Source organism: Halobacillus litoralis (assembly GCF_009856415.1).
Classification (GTDB): Bacteria; Bacillota; Bacilli; order Bacillales; family Halobacillaceae; genus Halobacillus; species Halobacillus litoralis_C.
The window spans coordinates 575,900-591,655 of sequence record NZ_WMEZ01000002.1; the positions used below are offsets into that span (position 1 = coordinate 575,900).

The 15,756-nt window shown below is 45.5% G+C and carries 14 protein-coding genes; all 14 read right to left on the bottom strand.

Going from position 1 to position 15,756, the window contains the following annotated elements; translation table 11 throughout:
- Positions 1–272: 272 nt before the first annotated feature.
- The 14 genes from GLV98_RS08370 to GLV98_RS08435 all read right to left on the bottom strand — a co-directional run bounded on the left by GLV98_RS08370 (position 273) and on the right by GLV98_RS08435 (position 14,949).
- Positions 273–2,432, bottom strand: a complete 2,160-nt coding sequence (locus tag GLV98_RS08370; RefSeq protein WP_160913972.1) for a S8 family serine peptidase — start codon at positions 2,430–2,432, stop codon at positions 273–275.
- 686 nt (positions 2,433–3,118) lie between these two features.
- On the bottom strand, positions 3,119–4,267 hold the full coding sequence (wecB, locus tag GLV98_RS08375) for a non-hydrolyzing UDP-N-acetylglucosamine 2-epimerase (RefSeq protein ID WP_160913974.1): 1,149 nt from the start codon (positions 4,265–4,267) through the stop codon (positions 3,119–3,121).
- A 30-nt stretch (positions 4,268–4,297) separates the two neighbouring features.
- Complete coding sequence (gene upp / locus GLV98_RS08380; RefSeq protein WP_089654985.1) at positions 4,298–4,930, bottom strand: uracil phosphoribosyltransferase; 633 nt, start codon at positions 4,928–4,930, stop codon at positions 4,298–4,300.
- A 662-nt stretch (positions 4,931–5,592) separates the two neighbouring features.
- Positions 5,593–6,849, bottom strand: coding sequence for a serine hydroxymethyltransferase (glyA, locus tag GLV98_RS08385; protein WP_160913976.1), 1,257 nt, complete (start codon positions 6,847–6,849; stop codon positions 5,593–5,595).
- Between the two features lie 23 nt (positions 6,850–6,872).
- Positions 6,873–7,436, bottom strand: a complete 564-nt coding sequence (locus GLV98_RS08390) for a TIGR01440 family protein (protein WP_160914517.1) — start codon at positions 7,434–7,436, stop codon at positions 6,873–6,875.
- Between the two features lie 154 nt (positions 7,437–7,590).
- Positions 7,591–8,031: a ribose 5-phosphate isomerase B gene (rpiB, locus tag GLV98_RS08395; protein ID WP_160913978.1), complete on the bottom strand. Its 441-nt coding sequence runs from the start codon at positions 8,029–8,031 to the stop codon at positions 7,591–7,593.
- Positions 8,032–8,812: 781 nt separating this feature from the next.
- Positions 8,813–9,421 (bottom strand): low molecular weight protein arginine phosphatase, encoded by a 609-nt coding sequence (locus tag GLV98_RS08400; protein ID WP_160913980.1) that lies wholly within the window; start codon positions 9,419–9,421, stop codon positions 8,813–8,815.
- A 71-nt stretch (positions 9,422–9,492) separates the two neighbouring features.
- Positions 9,493–10,020, bottom strand: a complete 528-nt coding sequence (locus GLV98_RS08405; protein ID WP_202409988.1) for a manganese efflux pump MntP family protein — start codon at positions 10,018–10,020, stop codon at positions 9,493–9,495.
- Positions 10,021–10,089: 69 nt separating this feature from the next.
- The gene (locus tag GLV98_RS08410; protein ID WP_160914519.1) at positions 10,090–11,124 is read right to left on the bottom strand and encodes an L-threonylcarbamoyladenylate synthase; all 1,035 of its coding nucleotides are present in this window, start codon (positions 11,122–11,124) and stop codon (positions 10,090–10,092) included.
- A 228-nt stretch (positions 11,125–11,352) separates the two neighbouring features.
- Positions 11,353–11,664, bottom strand: a complete 312-nt coding sequence (locus GLV98_RS08415; RefSeq protein ID WP_160913985.1) for a hypothetical protein — start codon at positions 11,662–11,664, stop codon at positions 11,353–11,355.
- 54 nt (positions 11,665–11,718) lie between these two features.
- Entirely contained in the window at positions 11,719–12,315 is a 597-nt protein-coding gene (gene spoIIR / locus GLV98_RS08420) for a stage II sporulation protein R (protein WP_160913987.1), read from the bottom strand.
- 87 nt (positions 12,316–12,402) lie between these two features.
- Positions 12,403–13,263 carry a peptide chain release factor N(5)-glutamine methyltransferase gene (gene prmC, locus GLV98_RS08425; protein WP_160914521.1) on the bottom strand — a complete coding sequence of 287 codons (861 nt, stop codon included), beginning with the start codon at positions 13,261–13,263 and terminating at the stop codon, positions 12,403–12,405.
- A 1-nt stretch (position 13,264) separates the two neighbouring features.
- On the bottom strand, positions 13,265–14,335 hold the full coding sequence (gene prfA / locus GLV98_RS08430; RefSeq protein ID WP_160913989.1) for a peptide chain release factor 1: 1,071 nt from the start codon (positions 14,333–14,335) through the stop codon (positions 13,265–13,267).
- Between the two features lie 212 nt (positions 14,336–14,547).
- Positions 14,548–14,949: a hypothetical protein gene (locus GLV98_RS08435; protein ID WP_160913991.1), complete on the bottom strand. Its 402-nt coding sequence runs from the start codon at positions 14,947–14,949 to the stop codon at positions 14,548–14,550.
- Positions 14,950–15,756: the final 807 nt, after the last annotated feature.

Genomic DNA, 15,756 nt, shown 5'->3' on the forward strand with positions numbered 1-15,756 from the left:
CTAGTGGCTGAAAACCTTGTATGTCACTTATGAAAACCTTATCATTCCACACTATGTAAGAATACAATAGGGGTGGTTTGATGTCAATGAGTTTGTGAGTAAAAGTACAAATGAAAGACAAAATTCGATCACATTTTCGTCACATTTACTTTGGATTTACACACCCTTCAAATATATGGAACACAATACAAATATTATCTAATTAAACCACTGGTACTACATAGATTTTTATCTATCACGAAAAAACGCTGCGCTTCTATGCGCAACGTTTTTTACCGACTTCCTTCTATATAAATAGGAAATGGATAAATCGACTCCTTTTTATTTGTTTTGACGGTTATGATAGCAAGATAGCTCCCCTCTAAGTTCAGATTATCGATATTCACTTCCCCTTCAATCAATCCGGGTTGTAAATCTTTTTCATTCAGTAGAGTACCCGCTGTTAACATCGTACCTGCCCGGTATAAGTCGACTCTCAATTCTTCTACACCTTCCGCTAAATGGAAACGATAATCAGCCACTCGATCGTTTTGCCAGGAAGTCTCCAGTTCAAACCCTGAGACAATCTCATAACTAGACGTTTCTTTCACAAACACATATGGAATCGTGTAAACTTTTTCACTTTCTTGTACTTTGAGAAAACCTTCATGGATCCCATCTTCTAAAAAAGCTGCAGATACACGGAGTTCTACTGATAGTTCCTCCGTTTGGCCGGGATCTATTTCTGTGGCCATTGGTACCGTCCAAGATACACCACTTTCCATCATCGGCTTTTCAATTGAAATGGTAACAGGTTCACTTTTTAAGTTCTTTATCTTAAGAGGCAGTTGTTTTCGATATATCCGTTCCTCAATTTTCCCGAAAGACAGCGAACTTTGCTCGATGAGCAGTTCTGGCTCCAGTGCTTCGTTAAGATCAACATAACCAGCCCCTTGCTCTGTAGGTGGGAAAGGCTGGTTTCCTGTCAGGATCAAATCCGCTGTGCTGGTCAGCGCCTGCTTGACTTCAGCAGGATCCCAGTCTGGATGCGCCTCTTTAATCAACGCTGCCATTCCCGCCACATGAGGAGCAGCCATACTTGTTCCTTGCAACGATTGATACCCACCTGGAACGGTACTGTATATATCGACCCCAGGTGCCAGAATATCCGGTTTGATTTCCCAGTTCGTTGTGACAGGCCCTCTCGAGCTGAAGGGAGCAACTTGGTCGCCTAAAGAAACATTTATAGTTTCGACCCACTGATTTTGTTGTATAACTTTTTCCTTCAACCATTCCCCTGCTTCATTTGATAGAGATGCTACAGGGATCGGCAGTTTCACACCATCCAATCCTCCTTGAAAATTCCCCTCATCATTGTTGTAGATCAATACAGCAACCGCACCTTTTTGGTAAGCCTTGAGAGCTTTATGACTAAAAGGAATCCCACCTCTTTCAAACAAAACAATCTTTCCACGTACATCCCCATATTCTTCTTCCCCAGTCCCGGCATAGGTGACCGGATACTTCTTCGCTAATTCCCAAGGAACAGACCCAGACATCGTTTGGATTAAAACCTTTTCCCTTTCGCCTGGGACCTTCAGCACAGGAGCCTTCATAGATAAAGCTGAAGCCCCTACCGTGATCGCGTTCGAAGAAGTAGCGGGAGAGCCGATCGTCCAGCCATCCGGTCCAGAATTGCCTGCAGCTACCACAACCACCGTCCCTAACTCTATGGCTTTATTCACAGCGTGACTCGTTGGCCAGTCCGGCCCATTTACGTCATTCCCCAAAGAAAGGTTGATGACATCCATCCCGTCTTTGACTGCTTCTTCTATCGCGGCAATCACTTGTACAGACGACCCTACTCCTCCAGGGCCTAACGCCCGGTAGGCATACAGGTCAACATCTGGTGCTATTCCTTTCATTTCTCCATTCGCCCCTACAACACCGGCGACATGTGTGCCATGAATCGTCGCCCCTTCCTCCTCGGTTTCCATAGGATCATCGTCAAAATCAACGGTGTCATACCCACCTTTGAAATTGTCTTTTAGATCCTGGTGATTGTAGTCGATCCCTGTATCTATAATTCCGACCTTAACGCCTTTCCCTGTTTGCGGATGGCGCATTTGATTTCTAATCAATTCAGTAGAAAAAGTCGGGCCTTCTTCCACCTCTAATGCTTCGTAGGTGTGTACGGGATGCTGGTTTTTCACAGCATCCATCCTAGCCACTTTTTCCAATTCTTCCGCCGTCCCTCTAATGGCTACTCCATTAAAAATGGTATCGTAACTTGTTACTACTTCAAGCCTTGGGAGCCTTCTCTCTACCTCTTTTAAGAAACTCTCGGGTGATTCGTCTAATTCGACAATGATGGTTACTTCATCGTTCGGTTCAGGAGCACTGAATCCGGTCAATATAAATAGGCATGTGAAAAAGATAATCCCATATCGCATAAGCTTGTGCTCCTTTTTCCATAGCATTTGTCATAGCTACACGTTTATGCGAAAGCTTCAAAGGATCTTAAACAAAATGGCAGGATTGTGGAAGACTCAGTTTCGAGATGTTTCGTGGTTCGTTATCGTGTTGAGCGCCAGGGGTGGCTGGGAAGCTACTCGCTTTCCTGTGGGGGACGTGGTGAGCTTCCTCGGACTGCGTCCTGCGGGATCTCACCTAACTCCTTCTCCCACGGGAGTCTCGCAGCTTCCCAACCACCCCATTCGAGGTATGTGAAAAACGAACCTCTGTACCAAGTTGGAAGGTCTTCCACTACCACACATTTGAGGTGTAATGAGCTCTGGATCAAGCTTTTACGTACTTTGGAGGTGTTCTAGTCATCCACTTCCCTCAACCATACATGCTCCCCTTTTAGAAGTGGTTTCGAGACACTTCTAAGGTAAAGGGGCGGAGGGAAACGGTGAGACTCCTATGGGACGTGTGGGACAGGTGAGACCCCGGAAGGCGTAGCCTGAGGAGGCTCACCGCCCGCCCCATGGAAAGCGAACATTTTCCCAGAGCCCCTAGAACCAACAATTGTCTCGAAACTGAGTCTTCAAGTAAAGGGAGCTATTATGGAAGTAGGTTCGTTGGATGATAAAGAAAAAGGACGGGGTCTTGGTGACCTCGTCCTTTTGAGTGATTCTTATTCAATTTCAAATGGTGCTGGTTTGTCTTCGCGGTGTTTGAAGAAGTAACGAATTGCCTCTGCGATGCGTGCAGAAGCTTGTCCGTCTCCATAAGGGTTTGAGGCTTTAGCCATCGCTTCGTGTTTCTGATCATCAGATAACAATTCATGAGCCAGATGGAAAATATGATCCTCTTCCGTTCCTGCAAGCTTCAGAGTACCTGCTTCAATCCCCTCCGGACGTTCTGTTGTGTCACGAAGGACAAGGACAGGGACACCCAAAGAAGGAGCTTCTTCTTGAACGCCACCTGAATCGGTCAAAATGAGGTGAGCTCTTGATGCGAAATTGTGGAAATCGATGACATCAAGAGGTTCAATCAGCTTGATTCGATCGTCATTTCCTAAAATTTCGTCAGCTGTCTCTTTCACCACCGGATTCAAGTGAACCGGATAGACGACCTGAATATCGTCATGTTCCTGGACAAGGCGCTTGATGGCGCGGAACATTTGCTTCATGTTGTTACCGAGGTTTTCACGGCGATGGGCAGTCATAAGGACAAGTCGTTTATCTCCAACTTCCTCTAGCACCTCGGATGCGTAGTCTTCCGCTACCGTTGTTTGCAAAGCATCAATGGCTGTATTCCCGGTTACAAAAATGTTGTCCTCCGACTTATTTTCAGCAAGAAGATTATCCCTTGATTTATTCGTCGGTGCAAAATGAAGGTCTGCCATGACACCTGTCAACTGACGATTCATTTCTTCAGGGAACGGAGAGTACTTATTCCAAGTTCTTAGTCCAGCTTCCACATGTCCGACAGGAATTTGATTGTAGTAAGCAGCCAAGGAAGCTGCAAAAGTCGTTGTCGTATCCCCATGGACAAGCACAACATCCGGTTTCGTTTCCTTCATCACTTCGTCTAAACCTTCTAAAGCACGTGTAGTTACTTGAGCCAGTGACTGGCGGGCTTTCATGATATCAAGATCAAAATCAGGTTCAATATCAAAAATGTTTAGTACTTGATCTAACATCTCTCTGTGTTGGGCGGTTACAGCAACAATTGGTTCGAACTGTTCCGTACGTTTTTTCAATTCAAGAACGAGCGGTGCCATTTTTATGGCTTCCGGTCTTGTCCCAAATATCGTCATTACTTTAGTGCGTTCTGTCATGAGTGCTCCTCCTTTAATGAGGAAGTGGTTTTATTTCGTTCCGTACAAGCGGTCTCCTGCATCTCCTAAACCTGGTACGATGTATCCTTTTTCGTTCAATTTCTCATCAAGAGCGGCAAGATAGATGTCCACATCAGGATGTTCTTCCTGCACTGCCTCCACACCTTCCGGGGCCGCTACTAGACACATCAAACGAATTTGTCGTGCTCCACGTTTCTTCAAGGAGTGGATTGCTTCATTGGCTGATCCGCCTGTCGCAAGCATCGGATCGATGACAATCAGTTCACGTTCTTCGATATCACTTGGAAGCTTCACATAATACTCGACGGGCTGCAATGTTTCTGGATCGCGGTAAAGTCCGACGTGTCCGATCTTTGCAGCAGGAATCAATTGGATAATTCCATCCACCATACCAAGCCCAGCTCTTAGAATAGGAACAAGTCCGATCTTTTTCCCTGTTAGTACTTTCGCCTTCGCATCCTCTACGACTGGTGTATCGATAGACACTTCTTCCAGTGGAAGGTCTCGGGTGATTTCAAAGGCCATAAGTGCTGCCACTTCATCTACTAATTCACGGAAGTCTTTCGTCCCTGTTTCTTTTTTACGTATGTACGTCAACTTATGTTGAATCAATGGGTGATCCAGTACATAAACGTTTGCCATTGCCATTCACTCCTTCTGAAAATTTACATCCTTTAAATTGTACAGAAAAAGAAACCTCTCCGCAACCTATCAGCGTATTACGAATTATTACAGAATTGCTCCCATTGTGGAAGACTCAGTTTCAAGATGTTCCTGGGTTCGTTGCCTGGGTTGAGTGTCAGGGGTGGCTGGGAAGCTACTCGCTTTCCTGTGGGGATGACGGCCAGCCATTCCCACGGGAGTCTCGCAGCTTCCCAACCACCCCATGCGTTGAATGCGAGAAACGAACCCCTTTACCCAGGTAGATTGTCTTCTTCTATCCGACTGTTTAAAAGCATAAAGAGCTCTGTATCAAGCTTTCAGGATACATGAACCTCAGCATGGAAGTATTTTCTTACACTCCCATCAAGCTCGATAGCTACTTTTCCGAGAAGTGGTTTCGAGTCACTGGATATGGTAAAGGGGCGGAGGGAAACGGTGAGACTCCTGTGGGAAGTGCGTAGTAGATGAGACCCCGCAGAGCGTTAGCTCGAGGAGGCTTATCACTCGCCCACGGAAAGCGAACCTTTTCCCGAAGCCCCTAAACTCCCGCAAAAGTCTCGAAACCAAGTTTTCCACAACCGTGCCTGAATCTTTAAGAAGAGCCACTAGATCAATCTAGTGGCTCTTGGTGGTTCCATTCATTAAATGGAAGAAAAGTTGAGGGTCTGATATAACGGGAAGCGGGATGTTAATTCACGTACACGTTTTTCCGCTTCTTTCATTTTCGCTTCATCTTCATGATGGTCTAGAGTGAAGGCGATCAGATCTGCAATTTCTTCCATTTCCGCTTCCTTGAAGCCACGGCTCGTAACCGCTGCTGTACCGATACGGATACCGCTTGTAACAAACGGGCTTTCAGGATCGAACGGAATGGCATTTTTGTTTGTCGTAATACCGATTTCATCCAAAGCTTTTTCAACTACTTTACCGGTCAAGCCTTTGCTGCGTAAGTCAAGTAAGAGCAAGTGGTTGTCTGTTCCGCCAGAAACAAGATCTACCCCTTTTTCAACCAGGGATTCGCCCAGTTGCTTCGCATTGGAGATGATTTGACGGGAATACTCTTTGAACTCTGGTTGCAAAGCTTCTTTAAAGGAAACGGCTTTAGCTGCAATGATATGCATCAAAGGCCCGCCTTGCATTCCTGGGAAGACCGTCTTGTCGATCTTCTTAGCGAAAGATTCTTCACAAAGGATCATTCCACCACGAGGACCACGCAATGTTTTATGGGTCGTTGTGGTAACGAAATGAGCGTGAGGTACAGGGTTCGGATGTAGACCTGTAGCAACAAGCCCTGCGATATGAGCCATATCAACCATGAGGTAAGCTCCTACCTCATCAGCGATTTCGCGGAACTTAGCAAAATCGATTTCTCTTGGGTAGGCGCTGGCACCGGCGACGATCAATTTAGGTTGGACTTCTTTGGCCTTAGCAAGCACTGCCTCATAATCAATCGTTTCATCCTTTTCATCCACACCATACTCTTCAAAATTGTACAACTTACCACTAAAGTTGACGGGGCTGCCATGGGTCAAGTGACCGCCGTGATTCAAATTCATACCCAGAACTGTATCTCCATGCTCAAGCACGGTGAAATAAACAGCCATATTCGCCTGCGCTCCAGAGTGGGGCTGAACATTTGCATGATCGGCGCCGAACAGCTCTTTCGCACGGTCGCGGGCTAAGTTTTCAACAACGTCTACGTGTTCACAACCACCATAGTAACGACGGCCCGGATAGCCTTCCGCATATTTATTCGTAAGTACAGAACCCATCGTTTCCATAACCGCTTCTGAAACGAAGTTTTCTGAAGCAATCAATTCAATATTATCCTGTTGGCGTTGTCTCTCATCCTGGACGGCTGCAAAAATTTCTGCATCTGCTGATTTTACATGATTCATGGTCTAGCTTCCCCTTTCCATTCCTAAAGATCACAAGAACCTGCTTCTTCTTGACTTACATAAACCGCACGTGCCCCACCAATGAGAGGAGGTCGGGTTTTCGCTGCCGTAATGTGGGCGTGGCCGATGTTTTTTTGAGCGATACGAAGCGGAACGGCTACACGCTTCAAATGCATACCGATGAGTGTGTCACCGATATCAAGCCCACCTTTGGCTTCTATCCTCTCCACAAGCACTGGATCTTTCATATGCTTATAAGCGAAGGAGGCCATCGATCCGCCAGCAGTCGGAACAGGAATAGCGGAAACTTCTGTCAAACGCTGCTCTTCCATTATGGAACGGTCGACAACTATTGAACGATTCAAATGTTCACAGCACTGGAAAGCGAGATGAACGCCGGAGTGCTCTGAAAGACTTTGCAACTCACTGAAAACTACTTCAGCAATGGCTTCACTACCTGAAGTTCCAATTCTCTCTCCTGCAATCTCACTTGTTGAACAGCCAACGACAAAAATCCCCGGTTGAAGGTTGTCTTCTTCTACAAGCTGATCAACAACAGCACGGACATCCGTTTGAATCTTCTTCACATCCGTCACTTTTCTACCTCCTCTATGTGTCAGCACAAATAAGGGAAACCCCTTTTAGCGGCTAGTTTTACAAAAAAAGGAGAAGCATCAGGCTCCTCCTTCAGTTGTAAGCATCAGCTATGAAAAAGCTTCAGCTTTTCTATATCCCATTGTATTACTTATTTTCATATTCGGCAATCTTACTTACACGTCTTTCGTGACGGCCGGCTTCAAAGTCAGTAGACACCCATGTTCTCGCAATTTCCCGTGCTAAACCTGGTCCGATCACGCGTTCGCCCATACATAAGACATTCGAGTCATTATGTTCACGAGTGACTTTAGCTGTGAAAAGGTCATGCACCAATGCGGCACGAATTCCCTTCACTTTATTAGCGGAGATCGACATACCGATTCCAGTTCCACAGATGAGGATCGCTTTATCAAATTCTCCGTTTGCTACACGTTCTGCTGCAGGAATTGCATAGTCTGGATAGTCAACGGAACTTTCACAATCGCAACCGATGTCTTCGAATTCTACTTCCAGTTCATTCAAAACGTCTGCTACTTCTTTTCGTAAGTTTACTCCGCCATGGTCGGAGGCAAGGATCACTTTCATCTATAGACACTCCCGTCTTCTAATATCAATCCTATCGTGACAGTTTCCCCCTCCCCTGTCAATGCTCTCCGTCCGACTCTTTTCATCTACCAGCCCTTGTGTTTTATTAAAGTATCTGGCAGGTTTCTTGAAGACTCAGTTTCGAGACTTTTAGTGAGTGGGTGGGGGCTGCGGGGAATAGCTCGCTTTCCGCGGGAGCGCGGTGAGCCTCCTCGGACTGCGTCCTGTGGGGTCTCACCATGCACTTTTTCCCCCGCAGGAGTCTCGCCATTCCCCTCCGCCCCTTTACCATGGAAGATTCTCGAAACCACTACTGGAAAAATCAGCTTGTTTGGTTGATAGAAGTGGATGATGTCAACTCTTCCGAGTGGGCATGTAGAACGTAAATGCTTGATACAGAGCGCTTTGTGCCTGTTTAGGCTGGACGAGTGGGAGTCCTGCTTCTGGGTACAGGGGTTTGTTTTTCCTTACAGGAGATGGGATGGTTGGGAAGCTGCGAGACTCCCGTGGGAGAAAGGAGATAGGCGAGATCCCACAGGGCTTTAGCCCGAGGAAGCTCGGCGCTCCCCCACAGGAAAGCGAGTGGCTTCCCAGCCACCCCTAACGCCCACCCAGGCAACGAACCCCGGAAACATCTCGAAACTGAGTCTTCCACAATTGGGAGATTTTCTGGAATAGGAGGACATAAAAAAAGCCCAGAGGGGTCTCTGGGCTTTTGGTATGTATGAATGATGTCATAAAAACGTAGGCCGACGAGGATATTACGTTTGAAGAAACCGGTTTATTCCTCGTCGCGAAGTTTTTCTACGAGACGTTCGATGTAGTGGTTCAGCTCATCACGGGTATTCCGATAGATGGAGATATTCCCGCCGAAAGGGTCTATGATATTCAAATCAGGTAGTTCTTTCTCCCGCTGGTCGATTTCTTTTATTTCGTCCTCAAGTTCGTCGAACAATTTCTGTTCCAGTTCCTGCTCACCGATCTTATCTTTATATTCATTCAAGATGGATAGACGTTTTTCTTCGAAGGCTGCATAAAGGTTTTTTAATTGTTTCCATTGATTTTCATCAATAAGGACATATTCTTTAAGGGTATAGTATTTCTCTTGATGGTCCGGGTATTGGAGTGCAAGGGTTTGTTTGTGTCGATCCGTCATAGTGAGCACGAGATCTGCCCATTCCAAAAGGTCTCGATCGATAGGCCTTGTTTGATGATTCAAACCCAAATCGATTTCCCGAAGGACCAGTTCCGAATTCTTTGCCAAAGGTTCGCCTTTACCCGCAAAAATTCCCGCGGATTGAACATTTCCTTCTTCCAACTTCGATTTCAGCAATGCTTCCGCCATTGGACTTCGGCATGTATTTCCAGTACAGACAAATAATATATTCATAACCAATCTTCCCCTCATCGATAGTCCATTTTCTCTATAGTACCATAGGTACAGATCAGACGAAAAATCTGTCAAAAAATGGCGTTCAATCCTAAGGCACACAGAATGCTTCCCCCAAGAAGTTCACTGTATGTTCCTAGTAAACCACCTGCTCTACGGCCGATAATGAAGCCTGTCCATGTCAGCATCATACTAAAGACACCAAAGGAAAGGACAGATATAACCATTTCCGCTTCCCTTAAGCCTAAACTGAACCCAACGGGGAAGCTGTCAATGCTTACGCTCAATGCAAATAACCACACTCCGATGCCTGTCATCCGGTAAGAAACGGAATGTTTCTCAGTGAATGAAGCAAAAACCGCATAAGCGCCTAGCCCGAACAACATGATTCCTCCCGATAATTCAGCCCATTCCGCCGCACTATCAGAAAGCCATTTTCCAAGTAGGATTCCTAACCCCGGCATGATCATATGAAAAACCCCGATGACAATCCCAGTGAAAAAAGCGTGCCTTAACCTTACTGCTTGCAGTCCCATTCCTAAAGAAACAGAAAATGCGTCCAGACCTAAAGCGATCGATAACAAGATTAATGATGTCATGTGCTCCAACTGAAAGTTCCCCTCCCCGGACATGCTATATCATCGTATGCATGAAAGGAGAAGCGTATGTCAGTAGGTCTGGATTCTTTTTACAGCGGCTTTATTCAGTCGATTCATGATAGCCGCTCCTACCCCTTTTTCAGAAAAAGTTTCACACAAAATCAGGTCCACATCTGACTTCTTGAATTCTCTTAAGGCTCCATAAAGTTTTTCTGCTACTTGATGAAGCTGAAATCTTGAACCACAACGTATAAGAGGATAGTGGTCGAGCTTTTCTGCTAATTCATCACTTGCAATGACGCCGACTCTGTGTCCATCTTCCTTCAATCGATAAAGTTGATCGGAAAAGAAATCATCATTGCCATCCACGAGCCAAAGCGGTGACTCCGGTGCATAGTGCGTGTACTTCATCCCCGGTGATTTAGGCTTCTGTTTTTCATCAGCCAGAGCGGGATCGACCATGACTTGTGGGAGGAATTTTTCTAAGTCTTCCTTCGTTACCCCGCCCGGCCTTAAGATGATAGGGATTTCAGTCGTGCAGTCCACGACGGTGGATTCCACTCCGACCCCAGTCGGACCTCCGTCTAAGATGCCGGCAATTTTCCCATTTAAATCTTGATAGACGTGATCGGCGGTTGTCGGGCTTGGTCGCCCTGATCGATTTGCACTTGGCGCAGCTAATGGCTTACCTGTTTTACGAAGCAGGGAAAGAGCAAGGGGGTGATCCGGCATTCGGATTCCAATTGTGGGTAATCCCGCCGTCACATTTTCAGCGGCTGCCCCATTACTCTTAAGAACAAGTGTCAACGGGCCAGGCCAGAATTCGTCCATGAGTTTCCGTGCGACAGGGGAAATCTCTGAAACTAATTGACTCACTTGGTCCTCATCTGCCACGTGAACAATCAAAGGATTATCCGCTGGTCGTCCTTTAGCTTCAAAAATCCGTTGGACAGCTGCTTCTTCCGTTGCATCCGCACCTAAACCGTAGACCGTTTCTGTCGGAAAAGCGACGACCTGCTTTTCCAACAGAAGAGCTGAAGCTGCTTCGACTTGAGCCTCCACATCACTTGAATTCTTCCTTTGTTTCCACCATTTCGTTTCCATACACATCGTACGTACCCCTTTATTCCGTATCTACTGTCATTCCTATTATGATTAATTCTACAAAATATCGCAAATTTAGACATTATTCACAAGATGTCCTCAAGTTATCCACATAATTACCCACATATCCAAAGATTCCGTTAGTAAATTTGAAGATGAATTTTTCTTATTCACAAGTTATTAACAAATAATACCCCTTATGTGAATAAATAAGCGACTTATTCACAATTAACTGTGATTAACTTCATATATCCACAATCTTTTTTCGACATTCTTTTTCTTGAACTGTTGGTGTTGCAAAAGAAAGTCAAGCGTATCCGAATGGCTTTCCACATGCAGTTCTTTTAATCCCACTTTTTCCACATAAGTCTGGATCACTTCGAATATTTCTAAAATCCTACCGGGTGAAATATGATCTTTCACTTGAAGCTGTTCAAGCTTGCTTGCTCCCTTGGATAACTGAATCAGCCGGAAGGACCCGATTGGCTGATCGGCTTTTTTTAACTGATACAACTCATCTTCTACTTGTTCAATATACATAATAGAATCCACACCCCTTTGTTTCACTCTATGAAAAGGGATGTGGATTCTATGCTAGGAAAAGATGCTTTCCCATATTTTTACGACAAAAAATTGTACTTCCTCTTCCTCTTCTTTCTCTACTTCTTCTTCCGTTACTTCTTCCGCTTCCGCTACACTCGTTCCATTAGAGAAATCAAGGAAACATAGAGGCGGGAACAAGACACACCACCAGTTATCGCCTTTTCCTTCTCCCAATGTGATAAGAATCGCTTCATATTCTCCGGCCGGATAAATAAAAGAACCATATAATTTCGTTGGAAATTGAACACTGGAATCGTAGTCAACGGTATAACCCTGCTGGATTCCTTCCTTTTCCAAGGTTTCTCCTACAATCTCCTGAAGTTCTGGCAAACGGCTTTGAATTAATTCTCTCGCCGCTTCAATCGAAGTCAATTCGGCTACCCATTCGGTAATTTCACCATTGACCTCGTCTCTAACCATACGTTTGACTTTCTGATCTGCTTGATCATTACTGTCCGCTAATATGCGAAGACGGATGGCTTCATCCGGGATTACTTGAAATTCAGGTTGTGCTTTCGATTGTTGTCCCCATGGGAGGACCGTAATAATAATAGATAAAGATAATAATAAGAGCCAACTGTTTTTCATTTTCTTTTCCTCCCTATCCTCTACTAGTCGCTAGTATGGACAGGGAGCATAGACTTTAAACCATAAATCTATCAATCTTTCATTTCCTCATCCTGAAAAGGCAAAGACCATGCGATCCTTTCCGTTAATATCTTGTCGTACCTCTGCAAGGAATTCTGGCAGCAGGTCATGGAAGAGCGATAATAGCGATGCCCCTTGCTGATGACCGATTTCGAAAGCGATGCATTTCGGCTTTTGTTTCATATGGGAGACTTGGGTAAGGATGGATTTATAAGCGGCTAACCCTTCTTCCTCAGCAAAGAGAGCCATCGCTGGATCAAAATCCACGACGGTATCATCCATTTGATCTTTTTCAGAATAGGCGATATAGGGGGGATTGGAAACAATGATATCGAACGGCTCTTCAAGCAGCGATGCCAAAAAGTCCCCTTGATAAAATCGAACATCCGCCCCATGCTGAGCTGCATTCTTAGCAGCTATTCTAAGAGCTTCTTCTGATAGATCCACACCTCTTACAATACTGTCCGGAAGTTCAGTCGCAAGCGTGATTGCAATGACGCCACTTCCTGTCCCAAGGTCGACGATTCTGGGAGCTTTCAAGTTTTTCTGACGAACATATTCCATAATGCCAAGGACCAGCTCTTCCGTTTCAGGCCTCGGAATCAGAACATCTTCGTTCACTTGAAATTCCCTTCCATAAAAATGGCCGACTCCTGTAAGATGCTGGACAGGTATCCCTGTCTTCGCATGCTTTCTGACAGCTTCGACGAAACCCTCCACCACTTCAGAAGGCATCGGCTTATCATCAAAGGCAAGAAGCTGGGACGAGGTCCAACCTAAAAAATGTTCCAGCAATAAGTCAGCTACCCTCGGTTCCCGTTGTTCTTTTTGTAAAAAAAGAGAAGCCCAGCGGCGGGCTTCCCGAATCGACGTAAAAGTAGGCTGCATACTATTCACCAATCTGCTCCATTTTTTTCGTTTGCTCTTCAATCAACAGAGCATCAATGATTTCATCCATATTTCCCTGAAGAATCTGATCCAGCTTCTGTAATGTTAGACCGATACGGTGATCCGTCACACGTGTTTGCGGGAAATTGTACGTACGGATACGTTCGGAGCGGTCTCCTGTACCTACAGCAGACTTACGGTTTTCATCGTATTCTGCCTGAGCTTCCTGTTGAAACTTATCGTAAACACGGGCACGAAGAACTTTCATCGCCTTTTCTTTGTTCTTGATCTGTGATTTTTCATCCTGACAAGATACAACGGTCCCCGTCGGTTCGTGAGTCAGACGTACAGCAGACATGGTCGTGTTGACACTTTGGCCCCCTGGACCACTTGAAGCGAAAGTATCGACTCGAATATCCTTGTCATGCAACTCCACTTCGACTTCTTCCGCTTCCGGCATAACAACGACCGTCGCGGTAGAAGTGTGAATACGGCCTCCTGATTCTGTTTCCGGTACACGTTGGACACGGTGAGCGCCATTTTCGAACTTAAGCTTGGAATAAGCCATGTTTCCGGACACCATAAAGATGATTTCTTTATAACCACCGACGTCGCTTGCATTCGCTTCAATGACTTCGGTTTTCCAGCCCTGTGCTTCTGCATAGCGTGCGTACATACGGTAAAGATCACCCGCGAATAGTGCGGCTTCATCTCCACCCGCTGCGCCACGTACTTCCATAATGACGTTCTTATCATCGTTCGGGTCTTTCGGAAGCATGAGGACTTTCAAACGTTCTTCAAGGTCCTGTTTGCGTGTGGACAGCTCATGAATTTCTTCTTTGACCATTTCCACCATATCCGCATCCATTTTGTCATCAAGCATTGCCTTGGCATCATCCAGTTGCTCTGCCACTTCTTTATACTCACGATAAGCAGCCACGGTTTCCTGCAGTCCAGATTGTTCTTTAGAGTACTCACGTAGTTTATTCGTATCAGAAATAATTTCAGGATCACTAAGTAATTCGTTCAACTTTTCATAACGATCTTCTAATGTTTGTAAACGTTCGATCAATGGTATGCACCTCTTTCTCCATAACATTCTAATTATATTATAGAGAGGTCATGGTTACAACCGCTCACCTTATTCCTCAAAAAAGATGATCCGACGGAATATGTTTTTCCTCTACAGTCTTCTTATAGAGAAAAAGGGGAACAACTTCTTTCCACGGATCTCGCAGAAACCTAGCCATTCCCCAGAAAAGATGGACAAGCCATCCGAAGAAGTTATTTAATCTTCACGTGAATGTCATAACGGGGGACAGCCTGGTAAACAGCCTCTTGGATTTGAGCTTTCCATTCTTCCTTCTCTTCTTTGGAAAGATCCTCGTCTCCTTCAATGTGCGCCGTCACCCACACTTGATTGGCTTCAAGCGTGACCCGCTTCACTTCTACGCCGGGAAGTTGCTGGGCAGCTTCTTTGATCATTTGACGGTCTTGTTTAAGGCCCCATGTATCTCCCACTTTGTTCATAGAACGCGGACTCTCCTGTCCTCGAGTCACTTCGTTGTTGTAGCCCATGTTTTCTACATCATCACGGCTTGTCATGCCCTGGTACTTTTCTCCCTGCAACCCGCACGCACTCAACAAAAAGACAGCTATTCCTGCCATTAGTAAGAATCGTCTCATCTCTTGCACCTCTTCTCTTTTTACCGTTATTGTCTCCGAAACCCCTCCACTTATGCTCCATTAGTTATTCAACATAATCGCAGGGTTGTGGAAGACTTGATTTCGAGACTTTTGTTGGAGTTTAGGGGCTACGGGAAAAGGTTCGCTTTCCGTGGGCGAGTGATGAGCCTCCTCGAGCTAACGCTCTGCGGGGTCTCATCTACCACGCACTTCCCACAGGAGTCTCACCGTTTCCCTCCGCCCCTTTACCAAATGAGGTTCTCGAAATCCCTCTAATAGTAACCTGCCTAATTGTGTTATGAAATCCTGCTAAATCTGCGTTGATATAGAATTCTTAACCATAGGAAGGTAGTTCGAGAATCTCTTCCGGCAAGTGGGCGGAGGGGGATGGCGAGACTCCTGCGGGAAAAAAGTGCATGGTGAGACCCCACAGGACGCAGTCCGAGGAGGCTCACCGCGCTCCCGCGGAAAGCGAGTCATTCCCCGCAGCCCCATCCACTCAACAAAAGTCTCGAAACTGAGTCTTCCACAAACGGGAGCATTAGAGAAATAAGCGTAAAAAAACCAAGCGGGGGATCCGCTTGGTTTGGGAATTACTCTTGGATGAGCAATTGATATTTTTTAGGAATGATGTTTTCCTGCTTAATTTTTTTCAAGTACTCTTCAGCCTCTGAATAATTTTCAAAAACCAAATCCTTGTTATCTTTTCTAAACTCAATAACGATACGGTGGCTATCTAATCCAACTATACGATACAGAGCGCATACTCCTTTCGTTGAGCATAATCAGCTCGAAAAAACGCAAAAA

Excerpts from the sequence above, each read along its gene's own strand:
- GLV98_RS08370 (WP_160913972.1), bottom strand. The coding sequence starts at position 2,432 with ATGCGATATGGGATTATCTTTTTCACATGCCTATTTATATTGACCGGA.
- wecB (WP_160913974.1), bottom strand. The coding sequence starts at position 4,267 with ATGACAGAACGCACTAAAGTAATGACGATATTTGGGACAAGACCGGAA.
- upp (WP_089654985.1), bottom strand. The coding sequence starts at position 4,930 with ATGGCAAACGTTTATGTACTGGATCACCCATTGATTCAACATAAGTTG.
- glyA (WP_160913976.1), bottom strand. The coding sequence starts at position 6,849 with ATGAATCATGTAAAATCAGCAGATGCAGAAATTTTTGCAGCCGTCCAG.
- rpiB (WP_160913978.1), bottom strand. The coding sequence starts at position 8,031 with ATGAAAGTGATCCTTGCCTCCGACCATGGCGGAGTAAACTTACGAAAA.
- GLV98_RS08400 (WP_160913980.1), bottom strand. The coding sequence starts at position 9,421 with ATGAATATATTATTTGTCTGTACTGGAAATACATGCCGAAGTCCAATG.
- GLV98_RS08405 (WP_202409988.1), bottom strand. The coding sequence starts at position 10,020 with ATGACATCATTAATCTTGTTATCGATCGCTTTAGGTCTGGACGCATTT.
- GLV98_RS08410 (WP_160914519.1), bottom strand. The coding sequence starts at position 11,124 with ATGGAAACGAAATGGTGGAAACAAAGGAAGAATTCAAGTGATGTGGAG.
- GLV98_RS08415 (WP_160913985.1), bottom strand. The coding sequence starts at position 11,664 with ATGTATATTGAACAAGTAGAAGATGAGTTGTATCAGTTAAAAAAAGCC.
- spoIIR (WP_160913987.1), bottom strand. The coding sequence starts at position 12,315 with ATGAAAAACAGTTGGCTCTTATTATTATCTTTATCTATTATTATTACG.
- prmC (WP_160914521.1), bottom strand. The coding sequence starts at position 13,263 with ATGCAGCCTACTTTTACGTCGATTCGGGAAGCCCGCCGCTGGGCTTCT.
- GLV98_RS08435 (WP_160913991.1), bottom strand. The coding sequence starts at position 14,949 with ATGAGACGATTCTTACTAATGGCAGGAATAGCTGTCTTTTTGTTGAGT.